The organism is Vibrio lentus, from assembly GCF_002875945.1.
Classification (GTDB): Bacteria; Pseudomonadota; Gammaproteobacteria; order Enterobacterales; family Vibrionaceae; genus Vibrio; species Vibrio apostichopi.
Window position 1 is genome coordinate 12762 of record NZ_MCZK01000179.1, and the last position, 22451, is coordinate 35212.

Consider the following 22451-nt stretch of genomic DNA (forward strand, 5'->3'; position numbering starts at 1 on the left):
GGAACCGTATCTGGAAATTGTATGAAAGTATTTAGTAAGTCTCGTTTAGCGACGTGTGTGTTGACTGCCATCCCTGTAATGGCGGTAGCGAAAGACACAGGTAAGCTTGAAAAACTCGGTTCTGAGACGACTGGCATTGAAATCACTAAGCCGAACCAAGACCAAGACAGCTCGCGCATATACCTAGAGCAAGGTGCTATTTGGGCAAGCCGTGACATCACTCGCTTTGACCCAGTATTAGATGTCAGTGTCAGCGATGAATTAGAAGTTGAGCAAGGCACACTGCGTGACAGCGTCGGATTCACCATCACCACTAACTATGGTTACTACATCAAAAAGTACCAACTGGAAGTGTACCGTGTTGGTGACTTTGGTTTGTCTGAGCCAATCGCTGTGCTTGATGGCGATAAACTGGCAAACGATTCTGACATCAATTGGGATGGTCAAACCGATGTTGACTACCAGTTTGAAGTCGGTGAGCAGTTGATGTTCCGCCTAAAAGCCTGGGATAAAGATGGCAACATGGACGTGACCACAGTGGGTGTGACGGACTTGGTGAAGCCTGACTCTGAAGTCGATATCGATCGCAACGATAACGATGATGAAGAGAGCAAAGACAAAAGTTACGGCCAAGCTAAGTTGATGCGTCATAATATCCCGACCAATGCCGGCCTAGCCAAATTTATTGGTACTGGTTTAAAAGGCGTTGATAAAGTCATCATCGGTGAAGATGAATTTGACGTTGAAGACGGCAACTTATACGCCGAGCAATACCTACCAACAGACTCCTACATTTTTCCAACCAAGGTTGTGTTTGATAACGGTGATGAACGCCGTTACAAGTTGTACGTTCGTATCCCTGATACTTATTACGCGCAAACGGGTTTGGCTGATCTTTATGTTGGTAAGAACAACGTTTCCGGCAACAGTGATGCATTAAGTGTCGATGACCAGTATCAAGATGACATCTATAACCAAGGTCGTTTGGCGTACTTTGGTCAGGGTAAATTTGGTGACAAGCTTCGCGTGACCACTCACTTCGATACTCGAGAAAGTGAGATAAAAGATATGTTCAAACATCCGTTTGCATCAGACGATTCGGATGTATTCGATATCCTCGAAGACGACGATGAGCTGTATTACGGTAACTATGGTGACAGCTCAAACATCGAAAAAGTGGTCAACACTAAAGGTAAGGTCTACCTCAACGTCGAATACGATAAATCGCAATACTTGTGGGGTAACTACAACACAGGTTTAACCGGTACTGAGAACAACGATTACAACCGTAGCCTTTATGGCTTCAAGGCCGATTACCGTACTCGCGACACGACACAATATGGTGAAGACCGCTTAAATGTGGTCGGCTTTACGGCTGAAGCCGACTCCTTGTATGCACACGATGAGTTTTTAGGTACGGGCGGTTCTCTGTATTTCCTTCGCCACGGCGAAGCGGTACAGGGAAGCGACAAGGTTTATGTAAAAGTAAAAGATGAATATGGCCTAGTACAAAATGAAATCCCACTTGAGCCGGGTGTCGACTATGACTTTGACCCGTACCAAGGCCGAATCATTCTGACTAAGCCACTCGACAATATCTTGTCTGACAGCTTTGGTAGCGTGATTGAAAACGGCGATGATTACGAAAACTTTCTGGTTGTCGATTATGAGTATGTCCCACAAGGTTCAGGTTCGTTAGACGCGATGTCTTATGGTGGCCGCGCCAAAGGTTGGGTCAACGATTACGTTGGTGTTGGCGTGACGTATGCGACTCAAGAAAAAGACAACCAAGACTACGAGTCTTACGGTACGGACTTAACATTACGTGCGACTGAAGGCACCTACATTAAAGCTGAATTTGCCCACAGTGAAGGGACTCAAACCGAGTCGAACTTTGTCTCGAACGATGGTGGTTTAACCTTTACACCGATTGGCGACACGCTAGAAGACCGTGAAGGTGACAGCATTCAAATCACCGCGGTGACGAGCCTTTACGATCTTGCCCCAACCATTTTTGGCGCAGTCGGTAATGACTTGAAACTTTGGTATCGAGACAAAGACTCAGGGTACAGCTACGCGAGCAGCAGCGATGACTTAGAACAAGAAGCCTATGGTGCTGAGCTTCGTTTGCAAGCGACCGACCGTTTGGCGGTGCTGTCTCGTTTCTCTACCAATGAAGAGCGCGATGTCGACGGCAACTTAGAAGCGGATACTGAAACGATTGAGGTCGAGACTCAAGTTAAAATCACTGAGCACATCAAGGTGTCTGCAGCAGGGCAACAAACCGAAGAGTTGAACCAAAACGATGAGCAAAGCGATGCGACCCTAGCAGGTGTGCGTTTGGAATACATGTGGGACAGCGATAACAGCGTCTACATGAAAGGACAAACCACAGTCTCTCAATCGGACGACTACGACGAGAACGACAGTGCATCGATTGGTGCAGAATTCCAAGTATTGGAAGACTTGTCGTTGGGTGGTGAATACACCGATGGCGACCGCGGCCAAGTTGCTGAAGCAACAGTGACTTACGATGTGTCGGATGACCACTCCACGTACGTGACCTACGTTGATGATAACTATGAAGGTGAAAACAACGTGATTGTCGGTCAGCGTGCAGACCTGACCAGCAGTGTCGATTTCTACCAAGAGAACCAATTCGTTGATGAAAACGATGGTCACGGTCGTATCGATTCGTATGGTTTTGGTTACGACGTGACGGAAGATGTCGAGATGGGTATCGGTTATCAACTTGGTGAAATTGAAGATGACGAGAACATCACCACTGAGCGTGAGTCCATCAGCTTCAATGCATCGATTGACCTAGACGACATCACTTTAAGCCACAAATTTGAATACCGAGTGGACAAGAGTGAAGACGACCCAGAGATAGCACAACGTGAGTTGCAACAAATCGTGACGACTAACCGTTACACGCATCATTTAACGGAAGAGTACACGCTGTTTGGTAAGTACAACTACTCAATTACAGAGAGTGAAACCACTGGTGAAACCATGGCGCAATTTACTGAGGCAACGGGTGGCCTTGCGTATCGTCCGATCTATAACGATCGACTCAACTTATTGAGCCGCTACACCTACATTGCAGATTTCGATCAACTGGATCGCGATGTGGATTATCAAGACGAAACCAGCCAGATCATTGAAGTGGAAGCGATCTACTCGATCGACCAACACTGGGACGTTGGCACTAAATACGCGCACAAAGATAAAGAACAGGCCTTTGAACGTGCATCTGGTGCGAATGAGATGGTCAAGAGCGACATCGACTTATACGGACTGAGCGCCTCTTATCGCGTGATGAAAGAGTGGGATGTGACGGGTGAGTATCACTGGAAAACAGACACACTCAATGATGAGTTAGAGCACGGTGCGTTAGTTTCGGTGAACAAGCACATTGGCGAGAACCTAAAAATGGGCATTGGTTATAACTTCTCTGCGTTTGATAGTGATTTAACCAACGATGATGATTATGACGCTTCAGGCGTATTCATTAACTTAGTCGGTAAGATTTAAGCCAGCCCCAAAGAGGGGTAAAAGTAGAAAGTAGAGATTTGAAAGTTGAGAATTGAACGTAAGATGAAAATAACAATTGGCCTAATCAGCGGTGTAATGAGCGCTTTGCTTCTTGCTGGCTGTGCAACTGACACCTACGTGAGCCAGGAAAACAGAGACAAGTTTGCAGGCTTAGATGTGTCTAAGTTTTTAATCAGTGAATGTTTAGCGCCTGAACGTGAGGTCCATGTCGCCATCGCAGAGCATTTTGCGTTTGATAAATACAAAATACGCGATTTAGATGCGCTCAACTTAGACGCGTTTGTGGAAGAGATCAGAGGCCTGAAAGGACGCATCACGATTGTTGGCCACACCGATTACAAAGGCTCATTGGATTATAATCAACGCCTTTCACAACGCCGTGCTAAATCGGTTGCAGACTATTTGAAAGCGCACCTCGACCCAACAAATTACGACTGGGAAGTGAAGCACCTTGGTGAGACGCAGCCTCTGTTGTTTGGTAAAACTGATAAAGACAGAGCTGAAAACCGCCGTGCATTTATTGTGTTTGAAGAAGCACAGAAATACGAAGAGATGCCTTTCTGTGAACCACCAAAACCAGAACGTAAGGTGTACATGGCAATGACGCCACACTTTGATTTTGACAAGTCAGTACTTAAGCCAGAAGACTTAACTCAGTTGGATGACTTCACGGCGCAGTTAAGTGGTTTGCAAGGCAGCATCATGGTCGCAGGGCACACCGACCAAGCGGGTTCGGTTTCTTACAATGAGAAGTTGGCGGAGCGCCGTGCTGAAACGGTGGTTGAATACCTTAAAACTAAACTCGACCCTAAGCAGTTCATCTGGGAAGTGAAGTCGTTTGGTAAACTACAGCCAGCGATTAATGAGCGCACTGAGAAAGCTGATGCGTTAAACCGCCGTGCTTTTATTGTGTTTAAAGAATCTGATATTACTGAAGAGCAGCAAATGCTTTCCGGCAGTCAGCAGCAGGCGCTTTCTGACAGTGAAGAGCAAGCTTTGAGTATAGAGAACAAGCAGGAAGCTCCAGCTGACAACGAATAAGCTGGTGTTAGATCTAGACTTAGCTGCAAAAAAGCCCCATACATCGGGGCTTTTTTTGTACGATTTTCTGAAGTTATCAATCTATCTTGGGGTAGCTGCCTTGAATCCTGGCTAATTGAGTCTGTACCTTTTTAAACTGCAGCTCTTCATCGAATGACATGACGATGTTGTGTTCTCCCTGAGCCTTTAACCGAACGTCAAAAAGCCGATTGTTGGCATTGATGAAGTCACGTTTTAACTCCGGAGATAAGTGGTCGTCTACATGTAAGTACTTTGACTCCAAAATAAGAAAATAGAGCGTGTTTTGCGTAAAACCAACTAACCCCGAGCTCTTTCTCGTTGTGCCGTTAGACAAAATATTCACAAAGGTAAACACACCATTGTTGATGTAGACATGCAACGAGCGCTCAGGACCACTTAAAGAGCTCTCTAGTGTGAATTCATACCCGACGAGTTTGATCCAAGGGCTTATCAAGAGCAAAGTCGCCAGTAACAACGATACCTTCCATAATGAAACTCTACCAGAAGCCCAAATCGCCCCTAAATTGAATGTTTTCGATTTTTTCATTTTCCAACCGTTTTCGCATATAAATTGTATTTTTATCAGAGCTTAGCTGTGCGACATTGATTTTAGATAAGTGCTGAATAGCATCGAGTTTTAATACCTCCCTGTCGTCAATTTTGGGGTTCAGAAACTCGTAGTCCTTGTCTAACGAGAGCATGAATACCGTGTCATTGAGCACGGCATAAACGCCATATCCTTTTCTCACTACCTCATGTGGCAGAAACTGAACCGATGAATAAAGACCGTGAAAGAATTGCATGTGGGTTTCGGCATGTCGCTTAGTCTGTCCAGAGTAAATTGAGAACTCTCCGCCAGTGGCGTTGATATAGGGAATAGCCAAAATGGCGAAGATAATGAGTAGTGGTCGTTTGAGCTTCATGAAAACCTCAGTTGAAAATCGAGTGATAGAGAGTAAAAGCGTAAGTCCAGATACCTACCGTCATTATCAGATCTTCCCAGCGAGTTCGCTGGCGAGAATGACGGCAACTGGCAATGCTCGGTTTAATACGTTTTCTTTTAGCCCTTCTGTTCACTGACGGGGAGCTTATAGGGTCAGTATCTGAAGCTTTGAGCCGATTAGAGCTCACGCTTAACTTGATATCGGGAAGGTCGCCTTCACCGACTAAGTGAATCGATGTAGGGATGAGTAACTTGTACCCATGCGATGGCACGACTCGTATTTCTGAGTCGGCAATAATGGACTTAAGCTTCTTCCGTAGATGCATGATGCTGACATTCAATGAATTAGGGCCGACCACTCGATCTGGCCAGCCCGCTTTTTTCAATTGTTGACGGCCGCACGGCTTATAACTGTTGTCATATAGAACACGCAGAACATTAAGCTCGATAGTACTGAGCGACACTGAATGCAAAAGAGTCAGCGAATCTCCACCATAGAGTTCAAGCGCGTCTCGTTTTGAGTTTAGATATAACAACATGGCTTATTCACAGTCTGTGTTGGGAAGAAATACGATATCGCAGGGATGGATCAGGTCGATGTCTGCGAGACCGGTAAAGCTATGATTGTGCTTTTTCAGTTCTTTGAAACTGATGTGGTGATTGTGAGCAATCTTAATTAGCCAGTCGTCTTGTTTTACGATGTAACGAACGGGCTGACAGGTTTGTTGTTTAACCTCAATTCCAGGCTCGTACATAGTTACTTCTGAGACAGAGGTGACAGAAATTTCGTCGTACACGATAGGCTCTGGTTCAGTTACGTTTTGTGCAGGGAAGTGGTAACGCATGCCAATACTCAAAACTTGCAGATCTTTTTCTGGGTCATCGCTGAAGATGAACTTATAGCCGAACTTCATGGTTAACTGTTCGTCGAACTCATATTCCACGCCAAGTTGGCTGATTGGAGACCATGTATTGCCTTCCAGTAACGAACCCGCACCAGCGTAAAGGTTGTAATGGCGTGATAGCGGAATCGTACCGAGTAACGAAATATCGGTGCTGTTGAATCTCTGTTCCTCAACTTCCGAATAAGGGTAATCTGGTTCTTTGATGGTTTTAATGTGTCCGTAAAAGCCAGTACTTGCTTCGACAGACCATGTTTTGTTTAGGTCGTAACCCAATAGAATTTGACCACCAAAGGCTGTGTCAGATACCTCAGAGTTTGTTTTGCCTGCGTTAGTGACGTCAGCACCAATGTAAAACGGCGAAGCATCGGCCAAGCATAGGTTAGGCAGCATTAATACGCCCACGATAACGTTTTTGGTCGTTAAAGCCGTACCGAAAGAAAAAGTCGATAGTTTCATTAGTACATTTCCTCAAACATCACGGTGAAGTTTCCTGAATAAGTACCGGTTTCAACGTCTGTCGAAGAAATATTCTGGTAGTTAACATTAAGATCGAAATTGATCACCGAGCTCGGTGACTGAATCACATAGCTGGTTTGATTATTGTCGAGTTGATTGACGCCATTTTTAACCCAATCTGTATTCTCACAGTTCGCTTCATTACACTGGATGGAGTAGGGGATAGATGTCTTACCTGACGCAGATGCCAGCTCAAATTCATTGGTGAGTAGCGTCATTGATAAACCAGTACTGAACTGGCCTAGCGCGGTGATGTTGAACGTAGTCTGTGCTGAGACAGTATGATTGGTTGTGTCATACACTGGGCTCAGGACGCCATCACCTACCACATCGATGCTCTCTAAGCTGTTCGGTGTGTAGTCGATATTGACGGTAAAAACGTCAGGCAAAATTCGGTAGGTTAGCGCGCCACCGGCAGAGCGGTAGTAGTATTTGATATCCGCTGGGATCGTTGCCGTGTAGATACCCTTTGCCTGACCTTGAAGAGCGTTCAATAATGAGGCTGTGTCTATGTTGAAGGTCGGACGATAGAAATAAAACGGTGTGATGGATTGCGAATAGTCTAATGAGAAATCCGCACTGCAGTTTTGTGTATCGTTGTCATGAAGCGTAACGATGTTTCCCGACAATTGAGATTGGCTGCATACCGGTGTCACGAACAGGTTATCCCCACGCGTGAAAGGGTTTGATGCCGTATTGTATTGCAGACCATTGACCGCAATTGCCGCTTCCACACTCTGACCAGCATTACTGGTTAATGTCATGGTGTCTGGCTTGTCTGTAACAAACGCACTTGGCAAAAACTGACTCGTTGTCGTGAGGCCACTCGCGATAGACCAATCACTCAAGGTGTAGTTATTTCCACCGAGTGTGATGGCGTTTTCAAAGCGTATTTGTTGTCCCTCAATATTGATGTTGAGGGTGGCTGCATAATTTGGCATAGCCGCGAACAGTAGCGACCATAAAACGAGTCGTTTCATTATTTGCTCTCGCTCAGAGTCACATCTTGGCGGTAACTTTCGTCGTGGTTAACAACAGTGACTTTTAGGTCCGAAAGATCGATGTTTTCCGGCAGAGGGTAGTTACGCTCACGGCCAGCTAGAGACATGATGGTGACTTCACAATCTTCTGTTACTTCATCTGTGCATTGATCGACATAGGCACGCACAAAGCTGTTACCTGTGTTGTTGATGTGCAGTTGGCCTTGATCTAAAGAAATCGAGTAATCAATATCTTGAGCTTGTGCTGGGATAACAAACAAAGGACGGTAGCCAAAGTTAATCGTCACGGCTGAATCTAACTTGCCTTCAGGGTCGTACGGAGAAGGTTCAAAGCTGACGAGGTAGTACTGGTCTTCCGTGAAATCACATTTGTTACCACACAAAGAGCGCACGCCAATTTGTTTTTGACGGTGCGGTTCTAGAATGGTTTTGTTATGAGTTAGCGTGACGTGCCAATCTTCAAAGTTGTTTTCTGAGTACGGCACACGTGTGATCTCACCATCTTCAACTATCAATTGAGTAATGTTGGATTGGATGAATTCCGTGATTTTGTTGCTGTTAGTCAAAGTGAATACGCCGTTTCCGTATTCGTCTCCAACCAATAACATGGTATCGACGTTCATCGCGTTAACAGAGGTTGTAAGAGCAGCAGTCAGTAAAATAGGAAGCTTTTTCATAATCAGTTACCTTCAGGTCGGTTAAGTACAAAGTTGTGCTCTCGTAGCGATTCCGAATTGGCGTAGCGAGCAACATTTTCTATGTGTTGACGTTGTTGATGACTGAGTTGAAGATCCTTATTTACAGTCAGGTAAACAAAAGAAGTGCGACCTAGACGCGTGGTAATTAACTCCATCCCGCTGTCAGTCAGTGCATGCAATTGTTCATTCAGTGTGTTGATGTCATCGAATTCACCGATGTACATCACGTTAATTTCTTTGTCGTTGCTCACCAACATCATTGATTCCATTGGATTCAAGTTTGGTTGGCAGAAGTTAGTACCAAAATTCAGCTGTTTCGCATCATCAACAGACGGTAAGTAGCACTGCTGGCCGTTACTGGTTAGTGCGAACTGTTGACCTTCTTGTACATCGACTTTGTGAATGCCAGACGTAATGCTTGATACGTTCAAACAAGCTGGGCCTTCACATTCAATGTCGTGTACATCGTTGCCGAAAATATCTTTGAATTTGCTGACAAAGCTGATCACACGGCTCACGTTTGAATTCAATTCGATGACCGAACCAGGGTGTGTATATCCTGTTACTGATTGCTGACCAGTGTTGTGCAAAGCGACGCTCTCGACATCAAGCTCGATGGTTGCGGCTTGGTAGTCATCTAACGTGATGACAGCTCGGTCGTCGTAGATGTATTGTTTGTTCATTACTTGGTCATCGGTTCTTACCACCACCAAGCCTTTGGTTTTACGTTCATCGGCATCAAATCGGATGTTGTTCTGGGTATCGACCACCACATAGGCATCACTTTGTGCTGTAGTGAAACTCACGCTCTCACCACCAATAATTTGGGTACTGCGTAATGTCGCGTTTAATGCTTTTTCGCCATTGTTCGCAGCGTAGACAAAGCCGTCAGCTTGGTAATGTTCATCCCGTTTAGCGGCATACGCTGTTACATTCGTCACCGCCGTATTAGGGGAGTTAACGTAGTAACTGTTACTGGCAGTAAGTCGTAAGTCTGTATCTTGGTCTTCGACCAAATCTTGTGTCTCTAAGCTGTTGGTATATTGGCTAAAGCCATTCTCTGTGACGGTGAAACCCGTATTGCCAGTAAGCTTCGATGAAAGGGGTACCGACCAATTTAGAGAGATGGAGAGCTCACCATCGTCCCAATTGGATGTCAGTTGCTCATTGTTAAAGGTGACGTTCAGGTCAAGAGTTGAATCGACAATAAACGGTGCACTTAAACCAGAAGACAGTGACCAGTTACTTAGCGAACTGTTGTATAAATTACTTTGTTCGATGTAATTCACTGAGCTATACCCACGCACCGTGTCACCAATGGTGTAGCTGGTGGAAATACCGAGCTGTTCTTTGTCACTGGCGCCGTATAAATATTCTGCAAATGGGTTTTGGTCTGGGTTGTTTAGGCGCTCATAGGTAAAGCCCAAGCTGCCAAGGTTCCAATAGCCAGATAAATACCAAGCTTCGCTATCGATGTTCGAAAGGAACATTTCATAGCGGCTATCGAATGGCAGGTAGCCTTTAAAACCCAATTGCCCCATCGTATGTTCGTTGGTCAAAGTGCTACCAATCGCGACCGTTTGTGTGTCCGACCATTTATAAGCCAACCCACCTTGAAGGAATGTCATGCCTTCGAATTCATTAGTTGAAGACATCCCTGATGGTTGGTCTTCGTCACTTTGGTAAATGTCGTTGTCTTGAAATTGGCCCGCGGTGATCGAATAATCGAATTCGCCAGTATTCAATGTGTCTGTATTCGCGTTGTAAATTCGCACCGATTCAGAAGAAACCACTTGAGTACCCACGGAGATCTCAACGGTTACGTCATAAACGCCGTTTGGTAATTCTGAGTAGCTAACGCTTCCTTGGCCTTCTTGTACAGATTGTTGCACGATGATTTGCTCATTGCGGAAGATCTTGAGCACGCCTTGTGTTTGCGCATAGAAGTACAGTGATTGGTCTTCGTTTTTAGCAGTACGGCTTAGGTTCTTGCTTGAAGATAAATTCACGTTTACGTCATGATATTGCGTGCTGTTGAGCAAGAAAGAGGTGCTGTTTAGCGCCAAGCGATCTTGGTGGTAGCCTGATGTTAAACGCAGGTTTTGGTACTCTAGGTTGTAGTAGCCGTAATTCAGTTCAGACGCATCTTCTTGGTTGCTCAGATAGGTATCGACATGAACCGAACCATAAGGAAGCCCCAAGATGAATTGATCACTCAAATTTACATTCAAGTTATTAGTAAAATCGCTTGATGTGTATAAGCTCGCGTTGTTAATCAAGCCTGGGTTTGCGTTGTAAGTCGACGCGTAATGCTTCTTGAGTGCTTTCGGTTTGCTCTCCTCAAGCAGTTCTTTATTCACATAGAGGTACAGCTTGTTTGAGTGATAGTCATAAAATGTGTCGTAGCTTTTCGGTGTAAGGCTACATAAGTTCAGGTCACCCTGGCAGTCGACAGTATTCGACTGACCGCGAGTAAACCCAGCAACTATCTGCTTTGCTGTACGCTCATTTAATCCTGATGACATCAGTTCATTTACAACGGCAGTTGCATCTTCAGGGTTGCTGAATTGCACTGAATCGTAAGTTACCGACATAGGAATTGTCATGTAACGACCATCAATGTTTTTTATTTCGACATCGCGCTCTTGTTTCGAATAAAAATCTTCAAATCCCGCTGGGATTAAAGTGTTTCCATTAGCAAAAACCAGTTGTGACAAGGTCAACGAACCTAAGATCGTTGTTGTAATAAACGTGCTATTTTTCACAGTGAAAGCTCCGCTAAAACAGATAACTGGCCTTGGCACAGGTTTGAGCCTGTCGGTAAAGCCCCAAAGGATAAGATGACGTCGTATTCGCCACCCTTTAGGTCGTCTGATGTGGTATTGAAATCCATCAGAACTGGGTTCGATGACGTTAAGGGCTGATCCGCGACAGTGACATCGACAAGGTCAGCAGGCGTTGGTAATGCTTGCTTATCAATGTCGAAACACTGCGCAGTATTGCCCGTCATGAATAACTGGAACCGAGTCGATTGGTCTGAACTCGGAATATCGGTTTCGACCAATAACTGGGTTGTTGCATCACGGAAAGAGTCGCTTTTTGGATCGACCGTTAATGTCAATGAAGAAGGGGAAAACGCGACCTCTGTGATCTGATAAGAGAAAAAGTTCTTCTTATCGATATCACTCGTTAACTGGAACGTATGAGTTTCTGCATTGGCATAAAGGCTCATAGCGCCTGCAGTCAACAGAGCGAGAAGTGGACGAGTTAAGTAATTCACAGTTTTCCCCAAACGACTTAAAGTGAACCGTCGTAGCTAGCAGCCATCTGAACGATAACTTGTGCAGTGCCCTCTACCGAGATGTCTTGGATTTCAGTTGTGTTTGCTACTGACAACTCAACATACGAACCTTGGTGGCTGTTTGGTGTTGCTGCAGTTAGCTCTGTTCCACCATTAAAAACACTTACTTGTGCATCCTGAGTAAGTTGACCACCAATCAATACTTGTGATGTAACGTAGGTCCAGTTTGCAAGTGGTTGTCTATCGCCTGTTGTTGAATTTGTTGAGTCGAAATCGCGCGCTTCTAAAACAACTTCTGAAGAAGTGAACGTACCTTCAGAAGTCACGTACAGTTCACCAGTTTTAATATCGCCGCCACCCAAACCAGTGATGATCAGATTTGAACTTGGCACTGAATTACCAATTGCACCAGTCCAAATAGCATCTGCCGTTGCTACGTCATCAGCTGCGTATACCGCTCCAGAAGCCATTGTTAATGCTGTTGCGCTCATCACGAAAAAGTTATTAAGTTTCATGTTTCTCACCTATTGTTTAGAAATGTATGTATAAAAATAAAAGGTGCATTGGAATCGAAATTACGTGCACACTTTCAAGGTGACTGATTTGACTTGAATGGCGTATGAATTGGAAATAAAAGCCCGTTAATAGTGCTTTATACGCAGTTAATAACGTTTAATTTTTTAGGTTTATCATTCCTAACTGGCTGATAAATAGTATTTTATGTTTTTTTAGGCTACTTTTAGTAGGTGGCAGTAATACAGGGAAAAGAATGTTTAAAAGACTTTCTATAGATACAGTAAGAAGGACCATCACTTTGATAGACAGCGACTCTGGGCAGGAGAATCAGCCCTTGGAGCTGAACCGAAGTGAGTACAATTTGCTGTTGGCTTTTTGTGAATCACACGGAGAGGTGATTGATAAGCAGGTGTTGATAGAGAAAGGGTGGCCAGGAAGAGTGGTTGGTGATAACTCTTTGGCGGTTGCTATCATGAAGTTGAGAAAGAAGTTAGACAGTTTGGAGCTTGGGCTTGAAGTGAATAATTTGCCCGGAGAAGGGTATGTATTCATCAATGCAATGAACATCGAAATTGTTCATGACGAATCCGCTGCAAACAATGAAATTGTTGTTGAAACTCACGAGTCGGACAGTGAAAAAGAGATAAACCAAGAGCCAGTTTTACAAACATCAGATGGTCATGACGAAGATCCGAATTCTGTTGAACAACAGGCATCGCCTTTAATGTCTAATTTGTTTCGTCGTGTGAGTAAAAAGCCCGTTGTTTGGGAAGTAGCCATCGCACTCTTTATTGGTTTGATCATGTTTTACTTTATTTATCGTGAGGCTTTCGAGTGCTTTGAATGTTTTGGGGGAGGTGTTGGTGGTTAGCCTCAAGTCCCTTAGCCTACGGATTGGGCTTTTCATTGCGGTGCTGTTTTTAATTCCATGGTTTTTGTCTCTAGGCACTTACTTTTCTGGCTATGCTCACTTTGAAAACGATGAACACGATATTATCTTGAACGCAAAATCGGGCCTTTATAAAACTATTCACAGTTATGAAGGACAGGTGTATAGAGTTCATCGAGGGATCTACGCATCCTTGGGTGATTCCTTGTACTTCTTTTCTTTGGATGGTGATTATGAAATGAACCTTGACCCCGACTTTGCGGCTAAGGTAGTGACGAATGATCTTGAAAATTACTTCAGAGGTTTAACTCACGTACGCATCGCCGAGAAAGAGGGAAAGGTGGTAGGTTTACTGCAGAAAGACGATATTAAGAAGAAGTTCGATCAAGTCGTAATTCAAGGACGGTTAAAAGTATGGGATTGAAGAGAAAAACTAAGGTTCTATCTATCATTGCATTACTTGTATTACCGCTGCTTGTACCGTGGGCGAATGCTACGTTCAGTGACTTCAAAATAAACAGTCACTTTGATGATCGCGATGTAACCTTGATAGGTTCTCATGGTAGATTCAAAGTGCAAGCTACCTATTATGACGGGACTCATGCTGTTGGTACCGGGTACTACGGAACCTTCTTTGATACGATTTACTTGCTAACTGTGCGCAGTGATAACGTGGTCGAAGGTAACCCGAACAACCTGAATGCTTTTCTTCGTTCACATCAAACATTGATGGTTTACAAAATCAAGAAAGATGACGATGGACAGTATATTTTGAGGAGACTTGAGGAAGATCCTCGACTCGGTATGCATGAAAGTAAGATTGAAGTAGCTGGTTTTTTTGGTCCTCTATCTTCAATACCGACATTTAAACCTAAACAAGCCTTGTAAGACTAACAGTTCACTAGTTTTTGCTACGAGCTAATTACCAAATAAGAAAGGCTAGAAATGTATCTAGCCTTTTCGGGATATCTTCTTCAAAGCTCAATATAAAATCACGCTCGCTCAATCCCCTCTAAAGTAGAACCATATTATTCGGAAGGTAAGTTTTGCTTTAACTCCAGAAGCATTCGATAAGCACTTTCCCCCGACATCTCATAGGGATTGAACTGATCAGATGTTGAAAACTGTAAGTTAACAAGTTCAGTCAGGCTTGATTGCGGAATATCGCCCATCGACCAATCACCAAACTCCCGGTAATCTATTTCTTTGAAATACAAGATCATGACTTTTTTGTGTCGCTGATCATTCAGAATATGATTGTAGGTGTGGTTAACCGCGGTTCTTGAGCCTTCAATACATTGTAGGAAATACTTGTCGTTGTGACTAAGAAGTCCTGTTAAGTGGCTTTCTTTATTACGGTCGTGTGAAATCTTGAGGATGTCGTCTAAAGCCGTGGCATCGCAACTTTCGCAAAGTGTGCTGACATAAATTAACCGAGTTAGGAGCATAGGTATCACTTCGATTTTTGTTCAAAGGGTATTAACAAATATAAGCCAAGCTCATGGAATTGCTAATTATTGGTAGAAATATCACTAACGATCTTATTTTGCCGAAGTAAGAATGAGGGCCAAGCTAAGAAAAGGCGTTCGGTACACCAATTCAGGTGATTTCAGAGTTTGTAACTCAATTGTTTGAGGGGATGGGCAAAGGAGCCGGCGACCGGCTTTATCGTGTGATTGTACTTCGTCATGGTAGAAGGTGCTGATAGTCACACCTTCTATTGAGTCCTGTGATCTGTTTGTAATCTAGAGTCGATGTCTATCAACGTTATTCGTTCAAAACCGAGATCGATTCTACGTTTGAAGATGCATCAAATCGAACATTGACCATCACGCTTTCACGTTCAAAAGTCATATCATCAAAATCAGTTGTCGCGATCTTAAATCCATTCCTCGCGAATAAACTCGTCACCATTGTGCGTTGTTTCTGTTCCATAGCGTAAGTCAGTAGTTTGTCCATCGTTGTCTCCATTAGGTAACAGTGTGCATAAGGTAAAGATACAGACTCCATAGTATGAGATCAATTGCTTAATCAATAAGCAGTATTAATGCCTCCGGATGAATGATTTGATCATTCAAATGGCTAATGGACGAGAAAGTCTTTCATTGCAGTGGTTATGATTACGACGGTGTTCTGTGACAAGGCTTCAACAACTTTTGCGACAGTTATTTTCTATCCAAATTGAATTGAAATAAGTGGTTACAAAACGGCTAGGCATTACTTAACTTTTTACTTTGCTTCTTTCTGGCAATCCATGGAACGAACTAATTAAAACTTATCGTTCGAGGTGAAATCTAAGCTTCACGATCGGTAGTATCTATCGGGGTGGTCAATGTTAGATGGGTGTTGTTATAAGTGTTATTAATTGCATAAGCTTGATTTTAACATTTGTTTGATTTATAAATTCTCTACGTATCAATAACTTCATGATTATATTAGTTTTTATTAACCTTTAAATAACATGGAGAAAGGCGATGAATAAGAACCAAACACGCAACGGGTTAGCGAATTTAATGCAATTTCGTAAACCATATAAGGCAACGGACTTCCTTGTCAGTTCTAATGAACTACGAGTTAAGAAAGATGTTTATAGCTTGCGTAAAATTAAACAGTTAGAAATTCGTCAATTGGGCTTCAAAGAAAACGCTATCAATATTGTTTCACTGGCTTTAGTACTCTCCGCTGCGACTTGGGCGTTTGTTCCTCAGTTTGGGCTGCCTATGCTTGCGCTGACTTTCACTTTGGCTTTTGTCTCATGGCGAAAATACGAGTTGCGTGCAGAATTTAAAGGGGCAGACGAAACCGGTGATCATTGGGTATCAGTGGCTCGTGGTTGTACTCGCGAAGAGTTCAAAATTTTGAAAAACGTCGAATTGACGTTACGAGGCCAAGTTTCTTAGTAAGCAAGGTGTCGTAATGAGTTAGGTTCAATAATAAACAAGGCTCGTCACTCGTTGGCGAGCTTTTTATTTTCTGAAAAATATAGATAGAGCAGGTTACTTTTGTACGCCAGCGATGATGTTGGCAATGGTAATTTTTATGAATCTTAAGTCACGGCACTTATAATGGTCTTTAGGGCTTTGAATTTAGGGAGAGGGTGGCGGTGAATACACAAGTAAATAAGAGTTTCTTCAAAAGACTCATCCGGGTCGTTGGTTATGTTCTGATTATGGTGTTGAGCTTTAGCCGATTTTCCAATGCTCAAACCATAGAGTTTCCTACTTGTACGCAGAGTGATGTTTTGAATACAGAGATCCACCTTTATGTTGATGAATCTGTGTTAGCCGAATATTCCAAAGAATTTATAACCTCTAAAATAGCGACATGGGAAAGCTATTCGAATCTGGTGTTGAAGAACTCCTGCATTCCTATGACGAGAAAAGTAACCAAGGTGACTTATAGCTCTGTAATCGATAGCCTCTGGTTTCAAGATTTGAGTGCAGCGGAAAGGTTATTAAAACTATCGATGGAAGAACCGATTCCTGAAACAACAGAAGAAGGCGTTCCCATTTTTAAAGGGATAGTATTTTCTAGCTATAATTTTAGTTTTGAGTCTGATTATTGTGGTATCTCATCTCCAGTATCCTATTTTTTCTCTTTAGCGATAAACTGCCCTGATTACCTAATGGAGCATGAAATTGGCCATTTGAGTGGTGCTAATCACGACTACAAAACGTTATTGAAAGACTCTGGTAGCATCGAAAGTTACATTTCTGGATCGTACCCAAGAGCGCCTCAATATTCCTTTGGCGCAATTTGTGCTGATAGAGGCACAGTAATGTCTTATGAGCGAGATGTTATACCTGCTTATTCCAGCCCGGACATCAGAGTGGATGGCATAAAGTGCGGAGATAGCAAACACCACAACAATGCGAGAGTGCTTAGAGAATTCGCACAAGCTTATCTAACCCCATGATTGTTTCGCGGCTAGATCGGTAGTCGTTCGACTTAGTTACTTCATTATTAATGACTGTTATGGTCGAGGCCAATCCCTCTGTAATCAAGACCAAGAGCTAAACCAAGGAGATCAAATGCAAGTAACGATTAGACCTGCAATGCCAAGTGAACTAGCAGCCATTTATGCCTTGGTTATTTCAAACGATGAGTGGACGAAGTTTAACGGCCCTTATTTCCCATATTCACCCCCATCGTTAGACGAGTTTGAAAGCCATTCGTTTCAACGCTTACTCGATGGATCCGACTTGCAGCTAGTGGTTGTAGACGAAGTGCCTGTTGGAACGGTCAGTTGTTATTGGGAATGCGAAGAAACACGGTGGTTGGAAGCGGGTGTGGTTATTTATAACTCGGAGTATTGGGGTAAAGGTATTGCACCATTGGCACTTCCGCTTTGGGTTACTTACCTATTCGAAAATAAGCAGATTGAACGAGTGGGCTTAACCACTTGGTCAGGTAACCCTCGCATGATGTCTCTGGCTTTGAAATTAGGTTTTCAACAAGAGGCGAGGCTCAGAAAAGTTCGTTATTACCAAGGTGAGTATCATGACTCGGTAAAATATGGGTTGTTGCGCTGCGAGTGGCAGGAGAGAAGATAACTGAAAATACACGGTTTCTATAGCGTGATTTGGTATTCAATTTAACGATAACGCTTTGATCTAAAAGGTGAGAATTAGCGTACTTTTACCCAGTTTATAATGGATGAGTATGTAATGAAGTTATCTAAAGAAAATGAATCAAGAATTATAGAAATGGCGTGGGAAGATAGAACCCCGTTTGAGGCGATAGAGCTGCAATTTGGTTTGAATGAATCAGAAGTGATTCGCTTCATGCGAAGCCATCTGAAGCTTGGCAGTTTTAAATTGTGGCGCGCACGTGTTTCTGGTCGTTCTACCAAGCACGTAAAACTTCGCCGTTCAGATGTATCGAGAGGGTATTGTCCTACTCAATACAAGCATCGTTAAATAGGAACTTATTTAACCAGAAATTCCAATGAATATCTCAGTATGGAAACGAAAGGAATAAAAGGAATAAAAGGAATGAAACAAATTTTTGCTCTAATTTTGGCAGTGCTTTGCTTTTGCGTTGGTTATGTTCAAGCGAATGATGTTCTTCTCAAACAAGCTTACGAGAGCCACCAAAGCGATGTACAAGTTCGTGGTTCTGGTACAGTCTCTCGAATACTTCCAGATGATAACAAAGGCTCTAGACATCAGAAGTTCATCTTACGATTGGACAGTAAACAAACCGTGCTAGTCGCGCACAATATTGACTTGGCTCCCCGTATTCAAGGATTGGGAAAAGGCGACCGAGTTGAATTCTATGGCGAGTATGAATGGAACAAGAAAGGTGGCGTAATTCACTGGACTCACAGAGACCCTAATAACCGTCACGCTCACGGTTGGTTAAAGCACAATGGGAACGTATACGAGTAAACACCTATGAGACTTTTCCCTTCATGGTTATGAGATAAAAAGGAATTTTGATGTTTAAGCTGGAAACTGACAGGTTGATTCTTCGAGATATGAGCTTCGAAGACGAGTGTGCCTTTGTTGCGATGTCTCAAGATGCAAAGTATCAGCGTTTCTATGATGAAAGTGATTGCGAACCTAACAAATATCGAGAGCTAACTCAGTTGTTTGTTGCGCAGGCTTTGGAAGTCCCACGCCAGTCTTTTCAATTAGCGGTTGAAAGCAAAGATTCGGGGAAGTTTATTGGAACCGTTTGTTTGCGCCTTGAGGGCGATCGACAAGCTTCGATGGGCTGTGCTTTCTCGAGGGAAACTCAGGGAAAAGGGCTTTCTATAGAAGCTTCTGAAGTCCTCGCTGACTTTGGTTTCTCAGAGTTAGGCATACACCGTATCTACGCGGAAACCATTAGCAAGAACTTGGCTGCGATTAAGTTATGTAAGGTGCTCGGAATGAAGCAAGAAGCGTATTTCAAGCAACACCGATTTTTTAAAGGGAAGTGGTGGGATACAGTTGTGTTGGCGGTTCTACGTTCTGAATGGGAAAAGGCTTAGTGATGGAAAGTGAAAGGCTCAAATTAACCCCTCCATCATTAAAATACAGCGAAGAGATGTTTGAGGTGATAAATGAGTGCAAGGCCGAGTTTTCCCAATTCTTACCTTGGGTTTCTGATTCTCTAACTAAAGAGCAGCTAGAACTTAACATTCAAGATGCTACCAATAATTTCGCCAACTTTACTGGCGAGTTCTGGTTCAATATTATTGAAAAGCAAACAGGGGCATTTATTGGAGCTATTGGTTTCATGAGCAGAGATGACATAGCCTCTTGTTTTGAAATCGGCTATTGGTTACAAACATCAAAAACGGGCTTAGGCTACGTGAGTGAAGCCGTCCGAATTATCGAAGAGTATGCATTCATTCAAAAAGGTGCGAAACGAGTCGAAATTAGAATGGCAGGATCTAATCTAAAAAGTAAGGCTGTGGCGAAGCGATGTGGCTATCAACAAGAGGCGTGTTTCGCTAATGATCGACGTTTACCATCAGGAGAACTGGACAGCACGCTCGTTTACGCGAAAACGAGCCAGTCTTAAACATGTAATGTTGATTCTTAATGAGTGGCACTTTTCTTTAGATAAACCGTAAACTCCAAGCTGTTGAAAGATCGACATTTAAGGCTTAGTTATCTGGCTCATCGTCTACAGTGACGTCACCGTTCATTGAGTTGTAGTCAATGGAAATTCCCGGTACGACTCGATAATGATAGATACACTGATCCGTCTGTATATATTCAGCAATGTAGTCGGTTTCTTCTGGTGAATTGAAACTTGAAATACTCGGTGGATCGAGGAGCAGTGCGCCCCATACCGAAATGCAGTCTTCAGCGTTATCTAATCTTGGAGATTCTTCGGGTAAGTGCCATTGTTGGGCTGGATATCCCCATTCATTGAAGTCAAGCTGGCCGGTCGCGGAGTCATCATAGATAGGGACGTTCGTGGAAGCACCGCCACCGTTTGAGGTTAAATTTTTTGAATAGGCAAGATCGACACCTGTTTTAAAAGAAGCGCCAGTGCCTTTCACCACTGCAATATGAGAATCAGTACTTACATTGAGGAACCTTGGAGCAGCAGTTACGGCGAGTATTCCAAGGATCACAATAACGACAACAAGCTCAATAAGTGTAAAACCGTTCTTTTTCATTTAGCACCTCTTTTAAAGGCCGCTAGTATGCATTATAAGTTACTCTTACCAAAGGAAATATCTTCGTTTTAGTAGTAATTTAAATGCTCAATAATGAATGTTGTGATTAAGGTAACTTATATTTTATAAATCCAACGCGCATGCTTAAGTGCTGTGTATCTCACTTTGATATTAATTTTAGTTCTATGAAGGTTTTGCAATTAATGAATATCGTTGAAACGGTAAAGCTTCATCTTTCAGACGTTTGTTATCCAAAGGCTAGTGTTAAAACAGGGCAGGTTCGATCTATCTCGGCGCTCGTTTTTAAAACCATCAAAAACAAAGATATCTCCAATGTTTTGTCCTTGTGTACTCAATTGCTTGAAGAAAGGGATTGGGTGTTAGGCGTTGTTGCTTACGACTGGGCTTTTAGAGTAAGAAAACAATATTCGAAAGAAACGTTCTTCGTATTTGAACATTGGTTACTCCAATACGTGACTGACTGGAATGATTGTGATGACTTCTGCACTCATGCGTTTGGTGAGTTACTGTCTCAACACAATGAGTTGTTCGAGATGACAACTAGATGGGTCGACCATTCTAACTTTGCTGTGCGAAGAGCAGCAGCGGTTGTCTTAATTTACCCGATCAATAAGGATAGATACTCAGGTTTGAACCCCTTTAAAGTGGCCGATTTGTTGATTAAAGATGAACATGCTCTCGTGCAAAAAGGCTATGGTTGGATGCTAAAAGTGCTCACTCAAAAAGAGCCTCAATTGGTGATTCGTTATTTAAAGGCTAACCATACCGTAATGCCAAGAGTCGCTTTTCGTTACGCGATTGAAAAGTTGGATGATAAAACTAAGCGAGAGTTAATGTCACTTTGACCATTGGCACTCTCGAACCCCTATTCGCTATCCCCTCAGTAGCCAAGCGCTATTACCCAAACCTAGACGATGGTATTGAGTTAGCACATCAATACGCTCTCGGGCAGTTCACCTCTCAAGGTGAAGTTTTTAAATTATATGAAAGGCTAAGTAAAAAGCTGGTTCAAGGTTAAGTGAATCTGTTAGCTAGCAGGAATTATCGTTTGTATATGCAACTCACATCGTATTTGTTTTATAAATTGTTACGGGTTTAATGTTAGAAATGCTGATGTGTTGTAGTTTCTGCCTTATTACCGATAATTGCTTGAGGAACAAAAATGTACGCCAATAAGTATTCAAATTTTTGGAGACGCTTCTTTGCTATCTTGATTGATTCAATCGTATTTTGCCATTGGAATGGATAGATGATTACGCACTTTCTGGCGTGATAAATTCCGGTGGTGTGTTTGCTTGGGGAGTTGCGTATTCATTAATAGGGATCACTTACTATGTGGGGATGCATGTCAAATACGGACAAACGATCGGTAAGATGGTCACTCGGGTGAAAGTAGTCGATGTATCTGAAAGTCGAAACTTAACTCTCAAACAGTCTTGCATGAGGGATATTGTCCCAATCATGTTTATTCCTTTTCAAGTTTATGCTTATGCACAACTGTCGTTCTATGGGCAAACGTGGGAAAGCTTAGAACAAGGTCGAGCTTTTATTTTCGTTGGTTATGTAGCGATTGGTTGGGTTCTTTTAGAGTTCATCTCTATGCTTTTTAATCACAAACGCAGAGCGATTCATGACTTCATTGCAGGCTCAGTTGTCGTAAAGAAAGTTTAACTATCTAAATTGTGGGCTAAGGAAAATCTGATGGATGTACATGAGTGTGTTTCTTTTATCTTGCTGAACAAATCACAAGTATTGTTAGAAAAGCGTAGTGAGTCTAAAGAAACGGATCCTGGCTTGATTACCATACCTGGCGGCCATATTGAGCATGGTGAAAGTCAGGTACAGGCGTTGTTTCGTGAGCTCGATGAAGAGCTTAATGTTGTTCCCATTCATTACAAGTACGGCTCTTCTCCGCTTAGAT

27 protein-coding genes and 1 pseudogene are annotated in these 22451 nt (G+C 43.0%); 16 read left to right on the forward strand and 12 right to left on the reverse strand.

Annotation, left to right across the window (positions count from 1 at the left end; genetic code table 11):
• The first annotated feature begins 21 nt into the window (after positions 1 to 21).
• On the forward strand, positions 22 to 3537 hold the full coding sequence (locus BCT49_RS24560; RefSeq protein WP_102438892.1) for a hypothetical protein: 3516 nt from the start codon (positions 22 to 24) through the stop codon (positions 3535 to 3537).
• A 63-nt stretch (positions 3538 to 3600) separates the two neighbouring features.
• Positions 3601 to 4599: an OmpA family protein gene (locus tag BCT49_RS24565; RefSeq protein WP_102438894.1), complete on the forward strand. Its 999-nt coding sequence runs from the start codon at positions 3601 to 3603 to the stop codon at positions 4597 to 4599.
• A 76-nt stretch (positions 4600 to 4675) separates the two neighbouring features.
• Here BCT49_RS24565 and BCT49_RS24570 read toward each other — a convergent pair whose 3' ends face one another.
• Genes BCT49_RS24570 through BCT49_RS24610 form a run of 9 tightly spaced genes read right to left on the reverse strand, consistent with a single transcriptional unit; the run spans position 4676 to position 12499 of the window.
• Complete coding sequence (locus BCT49_RS24570; RefSeq protein ID WP_241908118.1) at positions 4676 to 5167, reverse strand: hypothetical protein; 492 nt, start codon at positions 5165 to 5167, stop codon at positions 4676 to 4678.
• Positions 5118 to 5543: a hypothetical protein gene (locus BCT49_RS24575; protein WP_102438896.1), complete on the reverse strand. Its 426-nt coding sequence runs from the start codon at positions 5541 to 5543 to the stop codon at positions 5118 to 5120. Before BCT49_RS24575 ends, BCT49_RS24570 begins: the two co-directional genes overlap by 50 nt.
• A 7-nt stretch (positions 5544 to 5550) precedes the next feature.
• The gene (locus BCT49_RS24580) at positions 5551 to 6102 is read right to left on the reverse strand and encodes a winged helix-turn-helix domain-containing protein (protein ID WP_102438898.1); all 552 of its coding nucleotides are present in this window, start codon (positions 6100 to 6102) and stop codon (positions 5551 to 5553) included.
• A gap of 3 nt (positions 6103 to 6105) precedes the next feature.
• Positions 6106 to 6924, reverse strand: coding sequence for an outer membrane beta-barrel protein (locus tag BCT49_RS24585; RefSeq protein ID WP_102438900.1), 819 nt, complete (start codon positions 6922 to 6924; stop codon positions 6106 to 6108).
• On the reverse strand, positions 6924 to 7964 hold the full coding sequence (locus tag BCT49_RS24590; protein ID WP_102438902.1) for a hypothetical protein: 1041 nt from the start codon (positions 7962 to 7964) through the stop codon (positions 6924 to 6926). The genes BCT49_RS24585 and BCT49_RS24590 overlap by 1 nt, the downstream gene beginning before the upstream one ends.
• Complete coding sequence (locus tag BCT49_RS24595) at positions 7964 to 8662, reverse strand: hypothetical protein (RefSeq protein ID WP_102438904.1); 699 nt, start codon at positions 8660 to 8662, stop codon at positions 7964 to 7966. Before BCT49_RS24595 ends, BCT49_RS24590 begins: the two co-directional genes overlap by 1 nt.
• A gap of 2 nt (positions 8663 to 8664) precedes the next feature.
• The gene (locus BCT49_RS24600) at positions 8665 to 11448 is read right to left on the reverse strand and encodes a TcfC E-set like domain-containing protein (protein ID WP_102438906.1); all 2784 of its coding nucleotides are present in this window, start codon (positions 11446 to 11448) and stop codon (positions 8665 to 8667) included.
• A complete protein-coding gene (locus tag BCT49_RS24605) occupies positions 11445 to 11963 on the reverse strand; it encodes a hypothetical protein (RefSeq protein WP_102438908.1) in 519 nt (172 codons plus the stop codon). The genes BCT49_RS24600 and BCT49_RS24605 overlap by 4 nt, the downstream gene beginning before the upstream one ends.
• A 17-nt stretch (positions 11964 to 11980) precedes the next feature.
• Positions 11981 to 12499 (reverse strand): hypothetical protein, encoded by a 519-nt coding sequence (locus BCT49_RS24610; protein WP_102438910.1) that lies wholly within the window; start codon positions 12497 to 12499, stop codon positions 11981 to 11983.
• A 254-nt stretch (positions 12500 to 12753) separates the two neighbouring features.
• Between BCT49_RS24610 and BCT49_RS24615 the strand changes: the two genes are divergently transcribed.
• Genes BCT49_RS24615 through BCT49_RS24625 form a run of 3 tightly spaced genes read left to right on the forward strand, consistent with a single transcriptional unit; the run spans position 12754 to position 14277 of the window.
• A complete protein-coding gene (locus BCT49_RS24615) occupies positions 12754 to 13371 on the forward strand; it encodes a winged helix-turn-helix domain-containing protein (RefSeq protein WP_102438912.1) in 618 nt (205 codons plus the stop codon).
• The gene (locus BCT49_RS24620) at positions 13364 to 13813 is read left to right on the forward strand and encodes a hypothetical protein (protein ID WP_102438937.1); all 450 of its coding nucleotides are present in this window, start codon (positions 13364 to 13366) and stop codon (positions 13811 to 13813) included. The genes BCT49_RS24615 and BCT49_RS24620 overlap by 8 nt, the downstream gene beginning before the upstream one ends.
• Positions 13804 to 14277 carry a hypothetical protein gene (locus BCT49_RS24625; protein ID WP_102438914.1) on the forward strand — a complete coding sequence of 158 codons (474 nt, stop codon included), beginning with the start codon at positions 13804 to 13806 and terminating at the stop codon, positions 14275 to 14277. The genes BCT49_RS24620 and BCT49_RS24625 overlap by 10 nt, the downstream gene beginning before the upstream one ends.
• Positions 14278 to 14417: 140 nt before the next feature.
• Here the strand turns inward: BCT49_RS24625 and BCT49_RS24630 are convergent, their stop codons facing one another.
• Together BCT49_RS24630 and BCT49_RS24635 are read right to left on the reverse strand one after the other, a co-directional pair.
• Positions 14418 to 14837 (reverse strand): BLUF domain-containing protein, encoded by a 420-nt coding sequence (locus BCT49_RS24630; protein WP_102438916.1) that lies wholly within the window; start codon positions 14835 to 14837, stop codon positions 14418 to 14420.
• A gap of 319 nt (positions 14838 to 15156) precedes the next feature.
• Positions 15157 to 15348: a hypothetical protein gene (locus BCT49_RS24635; protein WP_102438918.1), complete on the reverse strand. Its 192-nt coding sequence runs from the start codon at positions 15346 to 15348 to the stop codon at positions 15157 to 15159.
• Positions 15349 to 15863: 515 nt separating this feature from the next.
• Between BCT49_RS24635 and BCT49_RS24640 the strand changes: the two genes are divergently transcribed.
• The 7 genes from BCT49_RS24640 to BCT49_RS24670 all read left to right on the forward strand — a co-directional run bounded on the left by BCT49_RS24640 (position 15864) and on the right by BCT49_RS24670 (position 19902).
• A complete protein-coding gene (locus BCT49_RS24640) occupies positions 15864 to 16289 on the forward strand; it encodes a hypothetical protein (protein ID WP_102438920.1) in 426 nt (141 codons plus the stop codon).
• 203 nt (positions 16290 to 16492) lie between these two features.
• On the forward strand, positions 16493 to 17305 hold the full coding sequence (locus tag BCT49_RS24645) for a hypothetical protein (RefSeq protein ID WP_102438922.1): 813 nt from the start codon (positions 16493 to 16495) through the stop codon (positions 17303 to 17305).
• A gap of 115 nt (positions 17306 to 17420) precedes the next feature.
• Complete coding sequence (locus BCT49_RS24650) at positions 17421 to 17942, forward strand: GNAT family N-acetyltransferase (protein WP_102438924.1); 522 nt, start codon at positions 17421 to 17423, stop codon at positions 17940 to 17942.
• Positions 17943 to 18056: 114 nt separating this feature from the next.
• On the forward strand, positions 18057 to 18308 hold the full coding sequence (locus BCT49_RS24655; protein WP_102438939.1) for a TIGR03643 family protein: 252 nt from the start codon (positions 18057 to 18059) through the stop codon (positions 18306 to 18308).
• A 75-nt stretch (positions 18309 to 18383) separates the two neighbouring features.
• A complete protein-coding gene (locus tag BCT49_RS24660) occupies positions 18384 to 18779 on the forward strand; it encodes a DUF3465 domain-containing protein (RefSeq protein ID WP_102438926.1) in 396 nt (131 codons plus the stop codon).
• A 50-nt stretch (positions 18780 to 18829) separates the two neighbouring features.
• Positions 18830 to 19366 carry a GNAT family N-acetyltransferase gene (locus BCT49_RS24665; protein WP_102438928.1) on the forward strand — a complete coding sequence of 179 codons (537 nt, stop codon included), beginning with the start codon at positions 18830 to 18832 and terminating at the stop codon, positions 19364 to 19366.
• Positions 19367 to 19368: 2 nt separating this feature from the next.
• On the forward strand, positions 19369 to 19902 hold the full coding sequence (locus BCT49_RS24670) for a GNAT family N-acetyltransferase (protein WP_102438930.1): 534 nt from the start codon (positions 19369 to 19371) through the stop codon (positions 19900 to 19902).
• An 85-nt stretch (positions 19903 to 19987) separates the two neighbouring features.
• On the opposite strand, the gene BCT49_RS24675 is transcribed toward BCT49_RS24670, so the two are convergent.
• Positions 19988 to 20509, reverse strand: a complete 522-nt coding sequence (locus tag BCT49_RS24675) for a type II secretion system protein (RefSeq protein ID WP_017065388.1) — start codon at positions 20507 to 20509, stop codon at positions 19988 to 19990.
• A gap of 203 nt (positions 20510 to 20712) precedes the next feature.
• Here BCT49_RS24675 and BCT49_RS24680 point away from each other — a divergent pair, with 203 nt between their 5' ends.
• The 4 genes and pseudogenes from BCT49_RS24680 to BCT49_RS24695 form a co-directional block, all read left to right on the forward strand.
• A complete protein-coding gene (locus BCT49_RS24680; RefSeq protein ID WP_102438931.1) occupies positions 20713 to 21375 on the forward strand; it encodes a DNA alkylation repair protein in 663 nt (220 codons plus the stop codon).
• Between the two features lie 35 nt (positions 21376 to 21410).
• Positions 21411 to 21548: pseudogene (locus tag BCT49_RS26230) on the forward strand (nucleotidyltransferase domain-containing protein); the annotation flags it as partial.
• 218 nt (positions 21549 to 21766) lie between these two features.
• The gene (locus tag BCT49_RS24690) at positions 21767 to 22201 is read left to right on the forward strand and encodes an RDD family protein (protein WP_241908119.1); all 435 of its coding nucleotides are present in this window, start codon (positions 21767 to 21769) and stop codon (positions 22199 to 22201) included.
• A gap of 30 nt (positions 22202 to 22231) precedes the next feature.
• Positions 22232 to 22451 (forward strand): NUDIX domain-containing protein (locus BCT49_RS24695; protein WP_133151668.1); only part of this gene is annotated, 220 nt, incomplete at its 3' end.